18 protein-coding genes and 1 pseudogene are annotated in these 20,877 nt (G+C 74.3%); 11 read left to right on the forward strand and 8 right to left on the reverse strand.

Features of this window, described 5'->3' with window-relative positions:
• From ccrA to ACZ4TG_RS15490, 3 genes are all read right to left on the reverse strand, one after another.
• A partial coding sequence (gene ccrA, locus ACZ4TG_RS15480; RefSeq protein ID WP_468162741.1) for a crotonyl-CoA carboxylase/reductase occupies window positions 1-818 on the reverse strand: 818 nt, incomplete at its 3' end.
• 395 nt (window positions 819-1,213) lie between these two features.
• Window positions 1,214-2,032 (reverse strand): TetR family transcriptional regulator, encoded by an 819-nt coding sequence (locus ACZ4TG_RS15485; protein ID WP_468162743.1) that lies wholly within the window; start codon window positions 2,030-2,032, stop codon window positions 1,214-1,216.
• A gap of 187 nt (window positions 2,033-2,219) precedes the next feature.
• Entirely contained in the window at window positions 2,220-4,022 is a 1,803-nt protein-coding gene (locus ACZ4TG_RS15490) for a 3-hydroxyacyl-CoA dehydrogenase family protein (RefSeq protein WP_468162745.1), read from the reverse strand.
• Window positions 4,023-4,374: 352 nt separating this feature from the next.
• Between ACZ4TG_RS15490 and ACZ4TG_RS15495 the strand changes: the two genes are divergently transcribed.
• Entirely contained in the window at window positions 4,375-4,926 is a 552-nt protein-coding gene (locus ACZ4TG_RS15495) for a HEAT repeat domain-containing protein (RefSeq protein ID WP_468162747.1), read from the forward strand.
• 39 nt (window positions 4,927-4,965) lie between these two features.
• Here the strand turns inward: ACZ4TG_RS15495 and ACZ4TG_RS15500 are convergent, their stop codons facing one another.
• From ACZ4TG_RS15500 to ACZ4TG_RS15510, 3 genes are all read right to left on the reverse strand, one after another.
• Window positions 4,966-5,385 (reverse strand): RidA family protein, encoded by a 420-nt coding sequence (locus ACZ4TG_RS15500; protein WP_468162749.1) that lies wholly within the window; start codon window positions 5,383-5,385, stop codon window positions 4,966-4,968.
• A gap of 24 nt (window positions 5,386-5,409) precedes the next feature.
• Window positions 5,410-6,993 carry an alpha/beta hydrolase gene (locus tag ACZ4TG_RS15505; RefSeq protein WP_468162751.1) on the reverse strand — a complete coding sequence of 528 codons (1,584 nt, stop codon included), beginning with the start codon at window positions 6,991-6,993 and terminating at the stop codon, window positions 5,410-5,412.
• Between the two features lie 112 nt (window positions 6,994-7,105).
• Window positions 7,106-8,203, reverse strand: a complete 1,098-nt coding sequence (locus ACZ4TG_RS15510) for an Rv2578c family radical SAM protein (RefSeq protein ID WP_468162754.1) — start codon at window positions 8,201-8,203, stop codon at window positions 7,106-7,108.
• A gap of 207 nt (window positions 8,204-8,410) precedes the next feature.
• Between ACZ4TG_RS15510 and ACZ4TG_RS15515 the strand changes: the two genes are divergently transcribed.
• The 4 genes from ACZ4TG_RS15515 to ACZ4TG_RS15530 all read left to right on the forward strand — a co-directional run bounded on the left by ACZ4TG_RS15515 (window position 8,411) and on the right by ACZ4TG_RS15530 (window position 13,218).
• Complete coding sequence (locus ACZ4TG_RS15515) at window positions 8,411-8,854, forward strand: SRPBCC family protein (protein ID WP_468162756.1); 444 nt, start codon at window positions 8,411-8,413, stop codon at window positions 8,852-8,854.
• Window positions 8,855-9,031: 177 nt separating this feature from the next.
• Entirely contained in the window at window positions 9,032-9,865 is an 834-nt protein-coding gene (locus ACZ4TG_RS15520; protein WP_468162758.1) for a M55 family metallopeptidase, read from the forward strand.
• Window positions 9,858-11,213 carry a M20/M25/M40 family metallo-hydrolase gene (locus ACZ4TG_RS15525; RefSeq protein WP_468162760.1) on the forward strand — a complete coding sequence of 452 codons (1,356 nt, stop codon included), beginning with the start codon at window positions 9,858-9,860 and terminating at the stop codon, window positions 11,211-11,213. Before ACZ4TG_RS15520 ends, ACZ4TG_RS15525 begins: the two co-directional genes overlap by 8 nt.
• Before the next feature lie 13 nt (window positions 11,214-11,226).
• Window positions 11,227-13,218 carry a S9 family peptidase gene (locus ACZ4TG_RS15530; protein WP_468162762.1) on the forward strand — a complete coding sequence of 664 codons (1,992 nt, stop codon included), beginning with the start codon at window positions 11,227-11,229 and terminating at the stop codon, window positions 13,216-13,218.
• Window positions 13,219-13,235: 17 nt separating this feature from the next.
• Here ACZ4TG_RS15530 and ACZ4TG_RS15535 read toward each other — a convergent pair whose 3' ends face one another.
• Entirely contained in the window at window positions 13,236-13,958 is a 723-nt protein-coding gene (locus tag ACZ4TG_RS15535; protein ID WP_468163424.1) for a hypothetical protein, read from the reverse strand.
• 62 nt (window positions 13,959-14,020) lie between these two features.
• Between ACZ4TG_RS15535 and ACZ4TG_RS15540 the strand changes: the two genes are divergently transcribed.
• The 3 genes from ACZ4TG_RS15540 (at window position 14,021) to ACZ4TG_RS15550 (ending at window position 17,572) form a co-directional block, all read left to right on the forward strand.
• Window positions 14,021-14,599: a GNAT family N-acetyltransferase gene (locus ACZ4TG_RS15540; RefSeq protein WP_468162764.1), complete on the forward strand. Its 579-nt coding sequence runs from the start codon at window positions 14,021-14,023 to the stop codon at window positions 14,597-14,599.
• A gap of 4 nt (window positions 14,600-14,603) precedes the next feature.
• Window positions 14,604-15,503: an arginase family protein gene (locus ACZ4TG_RS15545; RefSeq protein WP_468162766.1), complete on the forward strand. Its 900-nt coding sequence runs from the start codon at window positions 14,604-14,606 to the stop codon at window positions 15,501-15,503.
• Window positions 15,504-15,601: 98 nt separating this feature from the next.
• Entirely contained in the window at window positions 15,602-17,572 is a 1,971-nt protein-coding gene (locus tag ACZ4TG_RS15550; RefSeq protein ID WP_468162768.1) for a DUF5107 domain-containing protein, read from the forward strand.
• Window positions 17,573-17,599: 27 nt separating this feature from the next.
• On the opposite strand, the gene ACZ4TG_RS15555 is transcribed toward ACZ4TG_RS15550, so the two are convergent.
• Complete coding sequence (locus ACZ4TG_RS15555; RefSeq protein WP_468162770.1) at window positions 17,600-18,421, reverse strand: methyltransferase domain-containing protein; 822 nt, start codon at window positions 18,419-18,421, stop codon at window positions 17,600-17,602.
• A gap of 171 nt (window positions 18,422-18,592) precedes the next feature.
• Here ACZ4TG_RS15555 and ACZ4TG_RS15560 point away from each other — a divergent pair, with 171 nt between their 5' ends.
• The 3 genes and pseudogenes from ACZ4TG_RS15560 to ACZ4TG_RS15570 form a co-directional block, all read left to right on the forward strand.
• The gene (locus ACZ4TG_RS15560) at window positions 18,593-19,165 is read left to right on the forward strand and encodes a TIGR03086 family metal-binding protein (RefSeq protein WP_468162772.1); all 573 of its coding nucleotides are present in this window, start codon (window positions 18,593-18,595) and stop codon (window positions 19,163-19,165) included.
• Window positions 19,166-19,346: 181 nt separating this feature from the next.
• Window positions 19,347-20,585, forward strand: a complete 1,239-nt coding sequence (locus ACZ4TG_RS15565; protein ID WP_468162774.1) for an aminotransferase class I/II-fold pyridoxal phosphate-dependent enzyme — start codon at window positions 19,347-19,349, stop codon at window positions 20,583-20,585.
• Between the two features lie 147 nt (window positions 20,586-20,732).
• Window positions 20,733-20,876: pseudogene (locus tag ACZ4TG_RS15570) on the forward strand (MBL fold metallo-hydrolase); the annotation flags it as partial.
• Window position 20,877: the final 1 nt, after the last annotated feature.

Below are 20,877 nucleotides of genomic sequence, written 5' to 3' on the forward strand. Positions count from 1 at the left end.
ATCGCGGTCGCGCCCATGGCGCGGCAGATGTCGGCCTTCTGTGCGCTGGAGACGACGCAGATGGGGTTGGCGCCGCCGGCGAGGGCGAACTGGGTGGCGTAGGAGCCGAGTCCGCCGCTGGCGCCCCAGATGAGGACGTTGTCGCCCTGCTTCATGCCGGCGCCGTTGCGGGAGACGAGCTGGCGGTAGGCGGTGGAGTTGACCAGGCCGGGGGAGGCGGCTTCCTCCCAGCTGAGGTGGCCGGGCTTGGGCATCAGCTGGTTGGACTTGACCAGGGCGATCTCGGCGAGGCCGCCGAAGTTGGTCTCGAAGCCCCAGATGCGCTGTTCGGGGTCGAGCATGGTGTCGTTGTGGCCGTCCGAGGACTCCAGTTCGACGGAGAGGCAGTGCGCGACGACCTCGTCGCCGGGGTTCCAGGCGTTGACGCCGGGGCCGGTGCGCAGCACGACGCCCGCGAGGTCGGAGCCGATCACGTGGTACGGCAGGTCGTGGCGCCTGGTGAGCTCCGAAAGGCGCCCGTAGCGCTCCAGGAAGCTGAAGGTGGACACCGGCTCGAAGATCGAGGTCCACACGGAGTTGTAGTTGACCGAGGAGGCCATGACGGCCACCAGGGCCTCGCCCGGGCCGAGTTCCGGCACCGGGACCTGGTCCAGGTGCAGGGACTTGCGGGGGTCCTTCTCGCGGGTGGTGAGCCCCGCGAACATCTCCGCCTCGTCCTTGTGCACGGTGATCGCGCGGTACGAGTCGGGGAGCGGCAGGGCCGCGAAGTCGGCGGCCGTTGCGGCCTGCGACTGGATCGCGTCCAGAATGTCCTTCACGGTATTGCCTCCGGCGAGCGCTGAATGAGGGTGCGCTGAGGGATACGCGGGTGCGTGGAACGGGTGTGGTGTGTGCCGTCGGTCCGGCGGGAGCGGTGGTGCTGGCGACGCCCGTGGTGAGGCGTGCCGGTGCCTGGTGACGCAGGCATCCGGGGCGCGGTTCGTGCCGGTTGGGCGAGGACCGCGGGGACATCCGGACGAGATTCAACGTATGGCACCCCGTGTCACCCGGCAAGGCACCGCGTGCCAAAACTTTCTCTCATTTGCCATTTGACCTGCGCAGATGAGCGATGATCGATCAGAGTTACCCGCGAGTAGGGGCAAGCCGGACATACGCGAGTGGCCGCCCCCGGAACGGGAGCGGCCACTGTGACGTGAGCAACTGGAGCGAGCGGTTACCGCTTGTTCTTGAGCGCCTCTTCGATGGTCCGCATGACCTCGTCGAGCGGCGCGTCCGTGCGGGCCACCGCCACGAGCACCTCGCCCTGCGTACGGACCGCGGCCGGCGGGTCCGTCCGTCCGGCCGCCGCCGTGCGGCCCGCGCCGATCCCCGAACCGAAGGTCTTGCGGACGATCGAGAAGGCGTGGTCCAGCTGCGCCTCGACGTCCCCCTGGCCGCCGGCCCGCAGCCAGCGCCGCAGCACGTGGTTGTGGGCCGTGACCACCGCGGAGGCGGCCACCTCCGCCAGCAGCGGGTCGTCGTTGCCGTCGTGGTGGTCCTGCTCGTCGAAGTGGGCCAGCAGGTAGCGGGTGAACAGCCGCTCGTACCGGGCCACCGAGGCGATCTCCCGCTCCCGCAGCGCCGGCACCTCCCGGGTGAGCCGGTAGCGCTCCACCGAGACCGCCGGCGAGGCGGCGTACATCTTCATGACTTCCTTGATCCCGCGGCACACCGTGTCGAGCGGGTGCTCGTGCGCCGGGGCCACGTCGAGCACCGCCTCGGCGCGGGTCAGGGTGTCGTCGTGGTCCGGGAAGATCGCCTCTTCCTTGGACCGGAAGTGCCGGAAGAAGGTCCGGCGCGCCACCCCGGCGGTCGCGGCGATCTCGTCGACCGTCGTCGCCTCGTACCCCTTGGTGGCGAACAGCTCCATGGCGGCCGCCGCCAGCTCACGGCGCATCTTGAGCCGCTGCGCGGCCGCCTTGGTGCCGGCCGTGCTCTCCGGGGCGTCGGACGCCGTGGCGGCGCGGGTCGAGGTCTTGGCGGGCTGGGACATAGAGCGAAAGTACTTCATTCGCGCAGGAGAGCGCGCCTGAGGGGGGTGGGACGGGGGTGGATGCGGGGGAGGGCACGCACTGGGCACACAGTGCTCGTCGGGAGGGCTCGCCTGCCGTGAGGGTCCGGCAGGCCCGAGCAGCCCTCCCCACGCATCCGGTTCTGGGTCCCGCCGGCCGGGGCGCGGCTTACCGGCGGGCGTACTCACGGAAACCGCGGCCGGTCTTCCGGCCGAGGCAGCCCGCCGCCACCAGGTGCTCCAGCAGCGGGGACGGGGCCAGGCCCGGGTCGCGGAACTCCTTGTGCAGGACCTTCTCGATCGCGAGCGAGACGTCCAGCCCGACCACGTCGAGGAGCTCGAAGGGCCCCATCGGGTAGCCGCCGCCCAGCTTCATCGCGGCGTCGATGTCGTCGATCCCGGCGTAGTGCTGCTCCACCATCTTGATCGCGTTGTTCAGGTACGGGAACAGCAGCGCGTTCACGATGAAGCCGGCCCGGTCCCCGCAGTCCACCGGGTGCTTGCGGACCTTCGTGCAGACCTCGCGGACCGTGGCGTGCACGTCGTCGGAGGTCAGGACGGTCCGCACCACCTCGACCAGCTTCATGGCGGGCGCCGGGTTGAAGAAGTGCATGCCGATCACGTCCTGCGGGCGCGAGGTCGCGCGCGCCACGGCGATCACCGGGAGCGAGGAGGTGGTGGTGGCCAGCACCGCGCCCGGCTTGCAGACCTTGTCCAGGTTCGCGAACAGCTCCTGCTTGACCGCCAGGTCCTCGGCGACGGCCTCCACGGCCAGGTCCACCTCGGCGAAGGCGTCCAGCGAACCGGCCGCGGTGATCCGCTCCAGGGTCTCGGAGGCCGCCGCCTCGGTCAGCCGGCCCTTGGACACCGCACGGCCCAAGGACTTGCCGATCGAGGCCTTGGCGGCCTCCGCCTTCTCCTGGCTGCGGGCGGCCAGCACGACCGCGTACCCGGCCTGGGCGAAGACCTGGGCGATACCGCTCGCCATGGTCCCCGAACCGGCCACGCCGACCGAGGAGACCGGCCGGCCCGCGCCCAGCAGCGAACCGTCCAGCGGCGTCTGGAGGTCGCGGGCGATGACCTGGCTGCCCGGAGCCTCGTACGTGTAGAACCCGCGCCCGGCCTTCTGCCCGGTCAGGCCGGCCTCCGCGAGGTGCCCCAGGATCGGGGCCGGGGCGTGCAGCCGGTCGCCGGAGGAGGCGTACATCGCCTCCAGGACGGTACGGGCGGTGTCCACGCCGATCAGGTCGAGCAGGGCGAGCGGGCCCATCGGCAGGCCGCAGCCGAGCCGCATCGCCGCGTCGATGTCCTCACGGGAGGCGTACTTCGACTCGTACATCGCGGCGGCCTGGTTGAGGTAGCCGAAGAGCAGGCCGTCGGCCACGAAACCGGGCCGGTCCCCGACGGCGACGGGCTGCTTGCCCAGCTCGCGGGCCAGCTCCGTGACCGCCTCGACGGCGGTCGGCGCGGTGAGCACGCAGGAGACCACCTCGACCAGCTTCATCGCGGGGGCCGGGTTGAAGAAGTGCAGGCCCAGGACCCGCTCGGGGCGCTGGGACTCGGCGGCCATGCGGGTCACCGACAGGGCGTTGGTGCCGGTGGCCAGGATGGTGTCGGGCCGGACGATCGCGTCGAGTTCGCGGAACAGCCGCTGCTTGAGCGCGTAGTCCTCCGGCACCACCTCGATGACGAGGTCGGCGTCGGCGGCGGCCGTCAGCTCGGTGAACGTACGGAAGCGGGACAGGACGCCGTCGCGCTCCGCCTCGGTGAGCCGCTCCTTGGTGACGGAGCGGGCCGTGGCGGCGGCGAGGGCGGCGCCGGCCCGGCGGGTGGCGGCGTCGCTGATGTCGATGCCGATGACCTCGCGGCCGGCCCGGGCGAGGACTTCGGCGATGCCGGTGCCCATCGTGCCGAGGCCGACGACGGCGATGGTCTGGAGGGTGGACTGACTGGACGTGGACGGAAGGTCCATCGCGGGACTCCAGTGGAAGAGGGTGACGACTGAGGGGCGGCACGCGGCGCACAGCTCGCGTCCGGAAATTCCGCACAATTCCGCACAGAGATGCCCAAGGGGCGGGAGAACGGCGGGCCCTGTCCCGGGGCCGCGCCGGACGAGAAGCGCCGTACCCGAACGGGCCGGGCACGGGCTCGCGGTACATGAGGTACCGAACCGACTGGTACGGGGCGGCTGCGTCACCAGGCCGGTCCCCGTACGTGTTGAAGGGAGAGTAACTCGTCGGTAACCGCTTGGCCAGAGCGCGGCGGACACCGCCGGATGTGACGTACGCCGCCCGGCCGCCCCGGGATCGCCCTAGGGTGGGCGGGTGAACGACGTGCTGGAGCGCCTGCGGGCCGAATCGGGGCGGTCGGCCGAGTGTGAAGCCCTGCTCGCCGCGGACCCGGACGCGCTGGCCGCCTCCCTGACCTCGGCCGGCCTGCCGCTGTGGGCCCGCGAACTGGCCGCGTACCGGCTGGGGCTGGCCGGGGACCGGCGCGCCTTCGAGCCGCTGGTGCTGCTGCTCAACCACCGGGACCCGCCGCGCTGCGAGGCCGCCGCGCAGGCGCTGGCCGTCCTGGGGGACCCGCGCACGGCCCGGGCCGCGGCCGCCCTCGCGACGAACGAACTCCGCACCGCCTACGCCCTCCACCCGGTCCGGCTGCTGGCCGCGCTGCGGGCCCCCGAATCGGTCCCGGCGCTGATCCGCACGCTGTCCCGGCGGCTCGCGCCGAACGACCCGTACTGGCGGGTGGCCCTGGCCTGCGTGGAGGGACTCGGCGAGCTCGCCGACCCCCGCGCCCGGGACGTGCTGACCCGGGCGCAGTCGCACCCGCGGCTGGCGGTGGCGGCGACCGGGGCGCTGCGCAGGCTGGGCTGAACGTCCCGGCGCCGCCGTCCGCCAGGGCCCGGGACGCGCTCAGCCGGCCGCCGGCACCACGGCGAAGGCCTCGATCTCCAGCAGGAGTTCCGGACGGACCAGGGCGGCGACCTGGACCGCCGAGGACGCCGGGAGCCGGTCCGCCGGGATGACGGCGTCGCGGGCCTCCCGTACCGCCGGGAGGTGGGCGACGTCCGTGACGAAGTAGGTCAGCTTCACCACGTTGTCGAAGGTCGCCCCGGCCGCCGCCAGGCAGCGGCGCAGGTTCTCGAACACCTGCCGGGCCTGGGCGGCGGCGTCGCCCTCGCCGACCACCTCACCCTTCTCGTCGAAGGCGCACTGCCCCGAGATCGCGACGAACCGCCCGGTGCCCCAGACGACGTGGCTGTACTGGGGGCTCGGGCTGATGCCCTCCGGGGCGTGGATGCGGGTGAGGTGGCTGTCCTGGTACGTGGTCATGGGCAGGATCCTGCCCGCTGAAGATCAGCCGCGGAAGCCCAGCAGCCCGTGCAGGGCCGCTCCGCCCGCCGAGGGCGGGACCGCGCGGGTCACGGCGGCCGGCTTCGGGGCCGCCTGCGCGGGGCAGGTGGCGTCCGCGGCCCGCCCGGTGCGCAGGTAGGCGGCGAGCTTCTCATCGAGGCACTTGTTGCCGCTGAGCGCGATGCCGTGGTTGCCGCCGCCCTCCTCGACCACCAGCGCCGCGCCCTTGAGCTTCCCCTTCATGCTGACCGCCCCCTCGTACGGGGTCGCCGCGTCCTCCGTCGCCTGGAACAGCAGCGCCTGCGGGAGCTCGGTGTTGGTGACGTCCGGGGCCTGGAGGGGCTCCGTGGGCCAGAACGCGCAGGGGGCGTTGTACCAGGCGTTGTTCCAGGTCATGAAGGGCGCCTTGGCGTGCGTGCGCCACATGTCGGCGCGCCACTGGTTCCAGTCCCGCGGCCAGGCCGAGTCCCGGCACTGCACCGCCGTGTACACGCTGTAGCTGTTGCCCGCCGAGGGCTCCACCGCGCCGAACCGCTCGTAAGCCGCCACCAGCGGCTTCGGGTCCTTGCCCACCGCGTACGCGGAGAAGGCCTCGGCGAGGTGCGGCCAGTAGCCGTTGTAGTAGCCGCCGGGCATGAAGGTGTCCTCCAGCTCGGAGGTGCCCACCTTGCCGCCCGCCGGAGTCTGCCGCAGGGCCTCGCGCATCTCGTACCAGCGCTCCTCGACCCGCGCCGGGTCGGTGCCGAGGTGGTACTTCTCGTCGTACTTCGCCACCCAGGCCAGGAAGGCCTTGTGGCGGGCGTCGAAGGCCTGGTCCTGGGCCAGGTTGTCCTCGTACCAGACCCCGGCCGGATCCACGACGGAGTCCAGCACCAGCCGGCCGACCCGGTCCGGGTGGAGCTTCGCGTACACCGCGCCCAGGTAGGTCCCGTACGAGTAGCCGAAGTAGCTGAGCTTCTGCGCGCCCAGGGCCGTGCGCAGCACCTCCAGGTCGCGGGCGGCCGAGACGGTGCCGATGTACGGGAGCACGTCCGCGTGCTTGGTCCGGCAGGACTCGGTGAAGGCCTTGACCCGCTCCAGGTTGGCCTCTTCGGTCTGCCGGTCGAGGGGGACGGAGTCCGGCCGGACCGGCGAGAAGTGCCCGGCGCCGCAGTCCAGCGCGGGCTCGCTCCGGCCCACGCCCCGGGGGTCGAAGCCGATCACGTCGTAGGCGGCGGCCACGTCCTTGGGCAGGGCGGCGGCGATGTACCCCGCCAGGGCGCGGCCGCTGCCGCCGGGGCCGCCGGGGTTGACCAGCAGCGGGCCCTGGGACTTCGCGGCGGTGTGCGGGACCCGGGTCAGGGCGAGGGAGATCAGCCGGCCGGCGGGCAGGTCGTGGTCGAGCGGGACCTTGAGGGAGGCGCACTGGAGGGTCGGGTACCGGGGGGTCTTGCAGTCGGTCCAGGTCAGCGCCGGGGCCTTCGGGGCGGCCGGGGCCGCCGGGGCGGCGGTGACCGGGCTCGCGAGGGCGGCGGCGACGGTGGAGATCGACAGCAGGACGGCGGCGCGCTTCTTGGCGGAGCCGCGCTTCTTCACGGGGTACAGCATGGGGCCTCCCAGCCGAGGGTTCTGGGCGGAATCGTCCCGGAAACCGAGCCTGGAAGACGGGATTGGGCTGCCGATTGGCCCGATGTGATGAGCCTTCAGGGGCCGTACGGGATCACAGGAGGGTCAGCTGGGTGGGGCCGGCGGGTTCCGGTGCGGCCGGGCGCTCGGGGGTGAGGATCTTGCGGGCGGCGCCGTTCCGGGAGGGGCCGATGCCGAATTCCGCCGCGAGTTCGTGGACTTGACGGGTGATCCGGCGCTGGTACCAGGTGGGCGCGTACGAGCCGCCCGCGTACATCCGCTCGTACCGTTCGACCAGGTGCGGGTGGTGTGCCCGCAGCCAGGACGTGAACCACTCGCGGGCGCCCGGCCGCAGATGGAGTACCAGGGGTGTCACCGAGGTCGCCCCGGACTCGGCGACGGCCCGGACGGTGGCCCGCAGCTGCTCGGGGGAGTCCCCGAGGAAGGGGATCACCGGGGCCATCAGCACCCCGCACTCGATACCGGCGTCGGTGAGCGTCCGTACGGCGTTCAGCCGGCCGGCGGGGGAGGGGGTGCCGGGTTCCACGGTCCGCCACAGGGCGGTGTCGGTGAAGCCGACGGAGACGCAGACGCCCACGTCGGTGACCTCGGCGGCCTCGCACAGGAGGGGCAGGTCGCGCAGGATCAGCGTGCCCTTGGTGAGGATGGAGAAGGGGTTGGCCCGCTCGACCAGGGCTTCGATGATCCCGGGCATCAGCCGGTAGCGGCCCTCTGCGCGCTGGTAGCAGTCGACGTTGGTCCCCATGGCGACGTGCGCGCCGGTCCAGCGGCGTGAGCCGAGCTCGCGGCGCAGCAGCTCGGGGGCGTTGGTCTTGACGACGATCTGCGAGTCGAACCCGATGCCGGTGTCGAGGTCGAGGTAGCCGTGGGTCTTGCGGGCGAAGCAGTACACGCAGGCGTGGGAGCAGCCGCGGTAGGGGTTGACCGTCCATTCGAACGGCATCCGCGAGGCCCCCGGCACCCGGTTGAGGATCGAACGGGCCCGGACCTCGTGGAAGGTGATCCCGCGGAACTCGGGGGTGTCGAAGGTACGGGTGACGACGGAGTCCGCGCCGAACAGCGCGGCGGGGCGGGCGGGCAGCCCCGCGGCCGGACCCGCGGCGTCCCCGGCCGCCGCGCCCCCGGCTGTCCCGGCTTCCCCGGCGTCCTCGGTCAGGTTGTCCCAGCGCATCGTGCGCCTCCCTCGGTAGCTCGGCCCCGAGAATAGAACAAACGTTCCCATGATCGTGCGGGCGGCGCATCCGGACGGTGCGGCGCGGACGGAGCCGCCCCCTTTTGCCGCCCGGGTCCGCCGCCCCGCCCGGCCCGGATTTGGGCCGCCGCCCCTGAGGTGGTTGGCTTGCCGCGAAGAGCGGACACAACTGCTGGAGGAACAGCTATGGCGCAGGTCGAAGCCACCACGGAGCGGATCATCGCGGCTGACGCGGAGACCGTGTTCGACGCGCTGGCGGACTACGCGGGGACCCGGGGCAAGCTGCTCCCCGAGCACTTCAGCGAGTACGAGGTGCGCGAGGGCGGCGACGGCGAGGGAACCCTGGTCCACTGGAAGCTCCAGGCCACCAGCAAGCGCGTACGGGACTGCCTGCTGGAGGTCACCGAGCCCACGGACGGCCAGCTCGTGGAGAAGGACCGCAACTCCTCCATGGTCACCACCTGGACGGTGACCCCGGCCGGCGAGGGCAAGTCCAAGGCCGTGGTCAGCACCGTCTGGAACGGCGCGGGCGGCATCGGCGGCTTCTTCGAGCGCACCTTCGCCCCCAAGGGCCTGGGCCGGATCTACGACACCCTGCTCGCGAACCTGGCCGGCGAAGTCGAGGGCTGAGCGCGGCCGTTGCCCGGCGGCGGCACTGGGCGGCTCACCGGTTCGGGTGGATTTCCCGACGGGTGTGAGCCGCCGCGGCCCGGGCGTGGCCCCCGGGCCGCCGGGGGTCCGCAGGATTAGGGTGAGGAATCCGAGCCCCGACCCGCGGGGGGCGCGACCCGACCCACCGGGGGCCCGATGAAGATCCTGATCTCCGCCGACATGGAAGGCGCCACCGGCGTCACCTGGCCCGCCGACGTACTGCCCGGCACGCCCCAGTGGGAACGCTGCCGGTCGATGTTCACCTCCGACGTGAACGCCGCCGTACTGGGCTTCTACGACGGCGGCGCGGACCGGGTCCTCATCAACGAGGCCCACTGGACCATGCGCAACCTGCTGCTGGAGAAGCTCGACGCCCGCGCGGAGATGCTCACCGGCCGCCACAAGTCCCTCTCCATGGTCGAGGGCGTCCAGCACGGCGACGTGGACGGCATCGCCTTCGTCGGCTACCACACGGGGGCCGGCTCGCAGGGCGTGCTGGCCCACACCTACCTCGCCAATTCGATCACCGGTGTCTGGCTCAACGGCACGCGGGCGAGCGAGGGACTGCTCAACGCCCACGTCGTGGCCGAACACGGAGTCCCGGTGGTCCTGGTCACCGGCGACGACCTGACCTGCGTCGACGCCTGCGCCTACGCCCCGGACGCGGTGACCGTCGCGGTCAAGGACCACGTCTCGCGGTACGCGGCGGTCTGCCGGACCCCGGCCCGCACGGCCGCCGACATCCGGGCCGCCGCCAAGGAGGCCACCGCGCTGGCGGTCCGCCACGAGCCGGTGGCGGGCGGTCCGTTCACGGTCGAGCTGGAGTTCGACGCCGAGCACCTGACGCTGGCCGCCACCGTGGTCCCGGGCGTCGAGCGGACGGGCGAGCGCAGGGTCGCGTACACCAACGAGACCATGTACGAGGGGATCCGGACCTTCAAGGCGGTCACGACGGTCGTCTCGGCGGCCGTGGAGGAGCAGTATGGCTGACATGCACGCAACGAGCACCCGCCCGGGTGAGACCGTCGACCGGACGGCGCTCGACGAGGCGGTCGAGTTCACCTCCGGCCTGATCCGGATCGACACCACCAACCGCGGCGGCGGCGACTGCCGCGAACGGCCGGCCGCCGAGTACGTGGCCGAGCGGCTCGCCGCCACCGGGCTGGAGCCGGTGCTGCTGGAGCGCACCCCGGGGCGGACCAACGTGGTGGCCCGGATCGAGGGCACCGACCGCTGCGCCGACGCCCTGCTGGTCCACGGCCACCTGGACGTGGTGCCCGCCGAGGCCGCCGACTGGAGCGTCGACCCCTTCTCCGGCGAGATCCGCGACGGCGTGGTCTGGGGCCGCGGGGCCGTCGACATGAAGAACATGGACGCGATGGTGCTGGCCGTCGTACGGGCCTGGGCGCGGGCGGGCGTCAAGCCGCGGCGCGACATCGTGATCGCGTACACCGCCGACGAGGAGGACAGCGCGATCGACGGATCCGGCTTCCTCGCCGACCACCACCCGCACCTCTTCGAGGGCTGTACGGAGGGCCTGAGCGAGTCCGGGGCCTTCACCGTGCACCCCGCGCCCGGCCTGTCCCTCTACCCGGTCGCCGCCGGAGAGCGCGGCACCGCCTGGCTCAAGCTGACCGCGCACGGCACCGCCGGGCACGGCTCGAAGCCCAACCGGGCCAACGCCGTGAGCCGGCTCGCCGCCGCCGTGGCCCGGATCGGCGAGTACGAGTGGCCGGTCCGGCTCACCGACACCGTCACCGCCTGCATCACCCAGCTCGCCGCCCTGCACGGCATGACCGTCGACCCCCGCTCGCCCCGCTTCGACCTCCGGCCGGTCCTCGGCAAGATCGGCCCGGCCGCCGCGCTGGTCGAGGCGACCGTACGCAACAGCGCCAACCCGACCATGCTCAGCGCCGGTTACAAGCTCAACGTGATCCCCGGGCAGGCCACCGCCTACGTCGACGGCCGGACGGTCCCCGGCGGGGAGGCGGAGTTCATCGCCACCCTCGACGAACTGACCGGCCCCGACGTCCGCTGGGAGTTCCACCACCGGGAGACGGCGCTCGAAGCCCCCGTGGACGGGCGGACGTTCGGGATCCTGCGCGAGGCCGTCGAGCACTTCGACCCCGAAGGGCACGTGGTGCCGTTCTGCATGGCGGGCGGCACCGACGCCAAGCAGTTCTCCCGGCTCGGCATCACCGGCTACGGCTACTCCCCGCTCAAGCTGCCGCCCGGCTTCGACTACTGGGCCCTCTTCCACGGCGTCGACGAGCGAGTCCCGGTCGACGCCCTGCACTTCGGCGTCCGCGTCCTCGACCGCGCCCTGCGCACCCTGTGACGGAGGTCCGGTGATGGCGGCACTGGCCCCGGCCGGGCCCTACGGCAGCTGGCCCTCGCCGATCGACGCCGCGCTCGCCGCCTCGCTGGACGGGCGGCCCGAGTACGTGGGCACGGTCGGCCCCGAGGTCTGGTGGACCGAGCCCCGGCCCCAGGAGGGCGGCCGCCGGACCCTGGTCCGCCGGCCGGCGGACGGGCGGCCCGAGCAGTCGGTGCTGCCCGCCCCGTGGAACGTGCGCAGCCGGGTCACCGAGTACGGGGGACGGCCCTGGGCCGGCGCCGAACGGGCCTCGGGCGGGCCGCTGCTGGTGTTCGTCCACTTCGCCGACCAGCGGCTGTACGCGTACGAACCGGACGCTCCCGGCCACCCCGCGCCGCGGCCTCTCACCCCCGTCTCGGGGACCGGCGGCGGGCTGCGCTGGGCGGATCCGGTGCTGCGCGGCGGCGAGGTCTGGTGCGTCCTGGAGGAGTTCACCGGCCCCGCGCCCACCGATGTGCGGCGGGTGCTGGCCGGAGTGCCGCTGGACGGATCGGCCGCCGAGGACCGCGGCGCCGTACGGGAGCTGACGGACGACCGGCACCGTTTCACCACCGGGCCCCGGCTGTCCCCGGACGGCCGCAGCGCGGCCCGGCTGGTGTGGGACCACCCCCGGATGCCGTGGGACGGCACCGAACTGCTGCTGGCCGAGGTCACCGGGGACGGGGCGCTCGGCACCCCCCGCAGGGTCCTGGGGGGCCCGGAAGAGGCCGTCGCCCAGGTGGAGTGGGCGGCCGACGGGACGCTCCTCGCGGTGAGCGACCGCGGCGGCTGGTGGAACCCGTACCGGGTGGACCCGGAGACCGGCGGGGCCGTGAACCTGTGCCCCCGCGAGGAGGAGTTCGGCGGCCCGCTGTGGAAACCGGGGCTGAGCTGGCTGGCCCCGCTGCCCGACGGGCTGATCGCCGTCCTGCACGGCCAGGGCTCCTCGGTGCTCGGCGTCCTCGACCCCGACAGCGGCGACCTGGTCGACGCGGCCGGGCCCTGGACGGCCTGGCAGCCGTCCCTGGCCGTCAGCGGCTCCCGGGTGTTCGGGGTCGCCGCGAGCCCGCGCAGCGGCTACGAGGTGGTGGAACTGGACACCTCGACGGGCCACGCCCGGGTGATCGGCGCCCGGGCCTCGGACCCCGTCGACCCCGCGTACTACCCGGAGCCGCAGAGCCGGACCTTCACCGGCCCCGACGACCGGGAGATCCACGCCCACGTCTACCCGCCGCACCACCCGGAGCAGCCGGCCCCGGCCGACGAACTGCCCCCGTACGTGGTGTGGGTGCACGGCGGCCCCACCGACCACGTGCCGCCCGTACTGGACCTGCACATCGCCTACTTCACCTCACGCGGCATCGGCGTGGCCGAGGTCAACTACGGCGGCTCCAGCGGCTACGGCCGCGCCTACCGGGAGCGGCTGCGGGAGCAGTGGGGCGTGGTGGACGTGGAGGACTGCGCGGCGGTGGCCCGCGCCCTGGCCGCCGAGGGCACCGCCGACCCGGACCGGCTCGCGATCCGCGGCGGCAGCGCCGGGGGCTGGACGGCGGCGGCCTCGCTGGCCGCCACCGACCTGTACGCCTGCGCGGCGATCATCTACCCCGTGCTGGACCTGCGCGGATTCGCCGCCGAGACCCACGACCTCGAATCCCGCTACGTCGACGGCCTGGCCGGGCCTCCCCAGACCCTGGACCTGCGGTGCCGCGAACGCTCCCCGGTGGCCCGCGCCGACCGGATCACCGCACCCTTCGTCCTGCTCCAGGGCCTGGACGACCCGGTCTGCCCGCCGGCCCAGGCCGAGCGCCTGCTGGCCGCCATGCGGGGCCGCTCGGTCCCGCACGCCTACGTCACCTTCGCGGGCGAGGGCCACGGCTTCCGCCGCGCGGACACCATGATCCGCGCGCTGGAGGCGGAACTGTCCCTCTACGCCCAGGTGTTCGGCATCGAACGCACCGACGTACCCCGCCTGAGGCTGGAGCCCTGACCGGCCAGCCTGACCGGCTAGGAGGTGTGCTGCCAGACGCGAAGCGGGCCGAGCGCGGTGAACCCGTGCCGGAGCGCCGCGTCGAGGTCGTCGCCGGACTCGTAGCCGACGACCGGCAGGCCCGGCCAGACGGCGGTGATCGCGGCGAGGCCGCCGGCCCAGGCCTCGTCCTGCGGGGCGGCGTCCGCCGCGAAGACGTTGGAGAGGCCGACGACCCGGCCCGTCCGGTTCGCGATGACGCCCGCGACGATCCGGCCGCCCTCGCTGCCGCCGAAGAAGGCGATGTCCCCGTCGTGCTCCGTCAGCAGCGCCGGGCGGAACAGGCCCGTGCCCGCCCCGCCGGACCAGGCGGCCTCCCAGGCGAGGAGCTGCCCGGGGGTGGCCACCCGGGCCCAGGCGAGGGCGGGCGCGCCGGCCGGTTCCGCACCGGGCGGGCGGTGGATCCACCGGGCCTCGAACAGGACCTCGAAGCCGGCCGGGGCCAGGTCGAGCGCGGCGAAACTGTCCTTGACGGAGCAGCCCGGCGCGTCGGTGTCGATCCGGGCCGCCAGCGCGGCCCCGGTGGCGCCCCGGGCGAGGGTCACGGCGTCCGGGTAGTACGGCGGGGTGCGGCGCGCGCTGGTCCACGCGTCCGGCGTGTACTCGCCCGGCAGGCCGTGGGCGCGGCAGACCGCCTCGCACCACGCGGCGTTGTTGCGCGCCGCCGCCGAAAGGAGCGCTTCGGTGTCCTCGGTGATCATCACGCCGTGATCCTGTCACGCCGTTCCAAGGGCTGTCCGGGGCAGGCCCTTAGCCTGGGGCGATGTCATTCCTCACCTACCTCGCCGAGGGGAAGCGGGTCGGGGTCCGCCCCTACCGGCTCGCCGACGGAGCCGAGTTCACCGCCCGGGCCCACGAGAGCCGCGACCTCCACCGGCCGTGGCTGTTCCCGCCGCTGACCACCGAGGAGTACGAGCCCTACGCGACCCGGCTGACCGACGGCGGCGACAAGGCCGGATTCCTGGTGTGCGAGCGGGCCACCGGGGCCATCGCGGGCTTCGTCAACGTCAACAACATCGTGTACGGGGCCTTCCGGTGCGGGGCCCTGGGCTACGCCGCCTTCGCCCACGCGGCCGGGCGCGGGCTGATGGGCGAGGCGCTGGGGCTGGTGCTCGGGCAGGCCTTCGCCCCGCTGGAGGGCGGCGGTCTCGGCCTGCACCGGCTGGAGGCGAACGTCCAGCCCGGCAACGCCGCCTCGATCGCCCTCGTACGGGGGCAGGGCTTCCGGCTGGAGGGCCTCTCCCCGGACTTCCTGTACGTCGACGGGGCCTGGCGCGACCACGAGCGCTGGGCCATTACCGCCGGGATGCCTGGTCCCCGGGGCACGCGTCACACAGGATGAGGGCATGCGAACCATCGTGCTGCTCGACGCCCCGTCGAACCTGGGCCTGCGTCCCCCCGCTCCCGGCACCGTCCCCGGCGTCTACAAGCTGGCGGGCGCCCTGCGCGAACAGGGCCTGCTGGCCCGCCTCGGCGCACGCGAGGGCGGGGTCGTGGTCCCGCCGCGCTACGACCGGGGCGACTGGAAGGAAGGCGACGGGGTCTTCCACGCCGCCGCCCTGGCCGCGTACACCGTCACCCTGGCCGACCGGATCGAGGGCCACCTGCGGGACGGCGAGTTCCCCGTCGTACTCGGCGGGGACTGCTCGATCCAGCTCGGCGCAGCGCTCGCCATGCGCCGCCTCGGCCGGTACGGGCTGGCCGCCATCGACGGCTCCGCCGACTTCCGGCATCCCGGCAACACCGCCGTCAACGGGCCGGTCGGGGCCGCCGGAGGCGAGGAGCTCGCGCTGTCCACCGGACGGGGCCAGGCCGACCTGACCGACCTCGAAGGGCTCCGGCCGTACCTGCGAGACGAGGACGTACGGCTCTTCGGGCTGCGGGACGGGGACCCGGACCTGCCGGAACTGCGCGCCGCCGGCATCGCGGCGGCCACCGTCGGGGAGATCCGCGAACGCGGCGCCGGACCGGTGGCGCGGGCGGCCCTGGACGGTCTCCACCCGCCGGAGACGGCCGGGTTCTGGGTGCACCTCGACGCCGATGTGCTGGATCCGGGCGTGATGCCGGCGGTGGACAGCCCCGACCCCGGCGGTCTGGTTCCCGACGAACTCTCCGAGCTGCTGAGCGTGTTGGCCCGTTCGCCGCGCTGCGTCGGGCTCAACGTCACGATCTACGACCCGGATCTGGATCCGGACGGGCGTGCGGGGGCGCTGCTGGCCGACCTGGTGGCGGGCGCGTTCGCCTGACGCCGGCCGGGCTGGTTTTCTGCGGTTTGCGTAATCCTGACCGGTGGTGATCCGCGGAACCCCTGTGCACCGGCCGCCGTGGCGTGTTCCATTCCCTCATGGCCACCACCGTCCGCCGCGCCGTACTGTCCCTTCCCGCAGCCCCGTTGGGCCCGGAGAACCCACTGCCCGCCCTGCGCGCACCCGACGGGGTGCACGCACTGGACGAGCGCTCGCGCCACGGCCTGCCGCGCGACATGGCACGCCAGATCGGGTACGAGCCGCTGCGCTCCCTGCTGCCCGTCCGGATCCGGGACGGGTACGGGCGGCAGCGGGCGGACCGCGAGTTCGAGTCGATCGTCATCGAGAACGCACACCTGCGGGTCACCGTGCTGCCCGGTCTCGGCGGGCGGATCCACTCGCTCCTCCACCTGCCGACCGGCCGTGAACTGCTCTACCGCAACCCGGTGTTCCAGCCGGCCAACTTCGCCCTCAACGGCGCCTGGTTCTCCGGCGGCATCGAGTGGAACACCGGCGCCACCGGGCACACCACCCTGTCCTGCGCCCCCCTGCACGCCGCGCTCGTCGAGGCCCCGGACGGGGGAGTGATGGTGCGGCTGTGGGAGTGGGAGCGGCTGCGCGACCTGCCGTTCCAGGTCGACCTGTGGCTGCCGGAGGACTCGGAGTACCTGTACGTCGGAGTCCGCCTGCGCAACCCGCACGAGCGGCCCGCGCCCGTGTACTGGTGGTCCAACACCGCCGTCCCCGAGGACCCGGGCACCCGCGTCCTCGCCCCCGCCGACGAGGCCTGGCACTTCGGGTACGAGCGCTCGCTGCGCCGCATCACCGTACCGGCGTGGGAGGGCGCGGACCGGACGTACCCGCTGGGCAGCGAGTACCCGGCCGACTTCTTCTACGAGGTCCAGGACGCGGCCCGGCCCTGGATCGCCTCCCTCGACGCGGACGGCCGGGGGCTCGTCCAGAGCTCCACCGGGCGGCTGCGCGGGCGCAAGCTCTTCGTGTGGGGAGCGGGGGCCGGCGGCCGGCGCTGGCAGGAGTGGCTCACCGAGCCGGGTACGGGCGGCTACGCCGAGATCCAGGCCGGACTGGCCCGGACCCAGCTGGAACACGTACGGCTCGAAGGCGGCGCGGAGTTCAGCTGGCTGGAGGCGTACGGGCCGCTCTCGGCGGACGCGCAGGCGGTGCACGGGAGCGACTGGGGCGCCGCCCGCGCCGCGGCCGAGTCGGCGCTGGACGAGGCGCTGCCCCGGGAGCGGCTCGACGCGGCGTACGAGGCGTGGCGCGGGGCCGCCGACACGGCCCCGGGGGAGCGGCTGGCGGCGGGTTCGGGCTGGGGCGCGCTGGAGGTGCTGTGCGGGGGCTTCGACCTGCCCGGTACCCCCTTCGAGGAGTCGGCGCTGGGCGAGGAGGAGACCCCCTGGCTGGAGCTGTGGCGGACCGGGGTCTTCCCCGCCCCGCGGCGGGTGGTCCCGCCCGGGCCGAGCCTGGTCGCCGCGCACTGGCGGGACATGCTGGAGACCGCGCCGGCCGATCCGCTGACCGAGTACCACCTGGGCGTGGCCCAGTGGCACGCCGGTGACGTGGCCCAGGCGGTACGCAGCTGGGAGCGCGGGCTGGCTTTGGCCCCGTCGAGGTGGCCGCTGCTGAGGTGCCTGGCGGTGTCCGACGCCCTGGCGGGCGCCCCCGACCGGGCGGCCGACCGCTACGCGGAGGCCTTCGCCGACCTGGCCGACGAGAGCCGGGGCGGCGCCGCGTGGACGGCCGCCGAGGCCGCGCTGGGACGGGAGGCGATGGAGGCCCTGCTGGCGGCCGGCCGGCTGGCGCAGGCCCGCGCGGTGTGGGACCGGGTGCGCCCGGCGCTGCGCGAGGAGGGCCGCTTCCTGCTGCTCGCGGCGCGGCTGCTGGCGGCGGAGGGGCACGTGGGCGCGGCCCGCCGCGTCTTCGAGGAGGGCTTCGAACTCGCCGACCTCCGCGAGGGCGAGGAGGTGCTGGCCGAGGTCTGGTCCACCCTCACGGACCGCCCCCTGCCCGTGCCGTACGACTTCCGCATGCGGCCCCCGGCGCCGTAGGCGGGCCCCCGGTGGTCCGCAGGCGGGTCAGGCCCGGGCCAGGATCTCCCCGTTCAGCACCGAGAACCAGGCATCGGCCTCGGCCCCCCAGGCCCGCCACGCCCCGGCGATCGCCTCCAGGTCCGCCGGCCGGGCATGGCCCCCGCCCGTGGCGATCGACGCGTACGCCGAGGCCGTCGTGCGGTCCGCCCACAGCGCCGACCACCATGCGGTCTCCTCCGGGGTGGCGTAACACCAGGCCGTCGCGGAGGAGGCCACCTCCGTGAAACCGGCCGCCCGCGCCCAGGACAGCAGGCGCCTGCCGGCATCCGGTTCGCCGCCGTTGGCCCGGGCCACCCGCCGGTACAGGCTCTGCCATGCGTCCAGGCCCGGCGTCGCCGGGAACCAGGTCATCGCCGCGTAGTCCGCGTCCCGGGCCGCCACGATCCCGCCCGGCCGGCACACCCGCCGCATCTCGCGCAGCGCCTGCACCGGGTCACCGACATGCTGCAGGACCTGGTGGGCGTGGACCACGTCGAAGGAGCCGTCGGGGAAGTCCAGCGCGTGGACGTCCGCGGTGGCGAACTCGACGGCACGTTCCAGCCCGCGCTCCGCCACGTACGAACGGGCCTGGGCCAGTACGTCCCCGGCCGCGTCCACCGCCGTCACCCGCCCGCCGGGGGCGACCAGCTCCGCCAGGTCGGCCGTGATCGTGCCGGGGCCGCAGCCCACGTCCAGCACCGACATGCCGGGCCGCAGTTCCCCGATCAGGTAGGCCGCCGAGTTCTGCGCGGTGCGCCAGCGGTGCGAGCGCAGTACCGACTCGTGGTGGCCGTGCGTGTAGACGGCGGTTTCCTTGCCGGCGTTCATGGTGGTGGCTCCATCCTCGTCGAGCACGTCGAAGCGTTGTGATCACCGTAGACGATCTGCCCGGGATCTGAGATCAGCGTATTGACATGTGGACACATCCGTTGCCGGGCACGGCATGGGCGAGGACAGTTGGCCCCAGGGGGACACTCATGGCAGAGGGCGGTGAGACCCATGCCGGACACGCTGCTCGACCAGCACGCCGCCGCGCTGCGGCTCTTCGGTGAACGGGTGCGCGCCGTCGGGGGCGACCAGTGGGACGCGCCGACCCCGTGCTCCGAGTGGACCGTGCGGGACCTGGTCAACCACGTCACCGGCGAGCAGTTGTGGATCCCGCCGCTGGTCACCGAGGGCCGCACCGTCGAGGAGGTCGGGGACTCCCTCTCCGGCGACGTGCTGGGCGATGACCCGGCCGCCGCCTGGGACCGGGCCTCGGCCGCCGCGCACGCCGCCTTCGCCGCCCCCGGGGCGCTGGGCCGGACCGTCCGGCTCTCCTACGGGCCGGCGCTCGCGGCGGCGTACTGCTCGGAGCTGACCGCCGATTGCGTCGTCCACGCCTGGGACCTCTCCCGGGCCGTCGGCGCCGACGACCGGCTGCCCGACGGGCTCGTGGAGTTCTCGATCAAGGAGGTCATGCCGTACGTCGACGGGCTCGCCGCCGGCGGGATGTACGCGGAACCGCTGGAGGTCCCGGCGGGCGCGGACGCGCAGACGCGGCTGCTCGGCCTGCTCGGACGGCGGGGCTGACGGTCGGTCCCGCGGGCTGCTCCGGCGGGCGGTCCGGCGCGCGGTCCGGCGCGCGGTCCTGTGGGCGGTCCGGCGGTCGCTCCGACCGGCGGCCGGGCGGGTCGCTCCGGCGGGCAGAAGCGGCCGAATAACCGTATAAAGGGCATGGCTGGTCGCAGGAGCGGACGGGAAGGACGGCGGCATGTCGGGGACGGCGGGGTGGCAGCGCACGACGGCGGAAGGACGCGGCCCCGTCCGGTACGTTCCGCCCGCGCCCCAGCCCGGTCTGCCCGTGCTGCCCGAGCTCACAGCCGTCCTCGCCGAGGCCGCGAGCCGCTCCGCCCCCGAGCCTCCGGGCGGCGGGGATTGCGTACGGGCGGCAGCGTGCCGGTACTGGGCCCGCCGCGGGCTGCCCGCCGAGCCGGACCACGTGGCCGCCGGGCCCGGAGCCCCCGCCCTGCTGCTCGCCCTGCTCGGCGCGTACGGCGGCGACGTGATGCTACCCCGGCCCTGTCCCGCCTGGTGGACGCCGCAGGTCCGACTGCTGGGACGGCGTGCCTACCACGTGCCGACCCCGGCCGAATGCGGGGGCGTACCCGATCCGTACGCCCTGCTGGAGACGGTGCGCCGGGTCCGCGTCGAGGGCGGCGACCCGCGCGTGCTGCTGCTGTCCGTGGCCGACGACCCGACCGCGACCGTGCCGCCGCCGGAGATGCTGCGCGAGGCCTGCGAGGCCGCCGAATCCGCCGGACTGTTCGTCGTCAGCGACGAGAGCTGGCGCGACACCGTCCACCGCCGGCACGAGACCCTCGTCCTGAGCCCCGCCGAGATGCTCCCCGACCAGGCGGCCGTACTCGTCGACCTGTCGGGGGCGCTGCTGCCCGCCGGCTGGCCCGCCGCGGTGATCCGCTTCCCCGCCACCCCCCGCGGAACCTGGCTGCGCGCCCGCACCCTCGACGTGCTGACCGCCACCGGCGCGTTCGTCGCGGGCCCGGTCGCCGGGGCCGCCGCGCACGCGCTCGACGAGCCCGACGCCGTCGCCGGCCGGGCCTACGCGGCCGCCGTCCTGCACGGAGCCGTGGCCGCCGCCGCGCACCGCGAACTGCTCGCCGTCGGCGCGTTCGCCCGGCCCCCGCAGGCCGGCCGCCACCTGTACGCCGACCTGACCCCGCTGCGGGCCGGCCTGGCCCGGCACGGGGTCGGCGACGCGATGGAGCTGGAGGACTGGCTGAGCAGCCGGCTGGGCGCTCCCACGCCCGGCGGGCAGCGGTTCGCGGACGAACCGGTCGCGCTGCGCGTCCGGTTGTCGACCGGGCCGCTGCTGGGAGCCACCCCGCACGAGCGGCTCGCCGCCCTGGCCGCCCCCGACCCCCTGGGGCTGCCGCACGTACGGGGCTCGCTGGACCGGCTGCGGTCGGTGCTGGCCGAACTGGCCGACTGAACTCGCGCCGGTGAACGGAGACTTCGCGATGAGCGATCGGACCGGTGCCGCCGCCGCGAGACAGGTGGTTCGGTCCGCTGCCGGCCGGCGGGCACCCGTACGGCCCGGACCCGCGACCCCGGCTCCGCCGCCCGGTACGGTGTCCGCTCCCCGACGCACTGGGCCACCTTCGTGCTGTCCGCCGAGCCGGTCATGGAACCCCTGCACCGGGTGCGCGCCGCGTGGGACGGGGCCGGGCCGGCGCGCGAGCACCTGTGGGACCTGCCGATCGGGGCGTCCCGCACCTTCTGAC

It is taken from the genome of Streptomyces sp. NPDC028314, assembly GCF_055565795.1.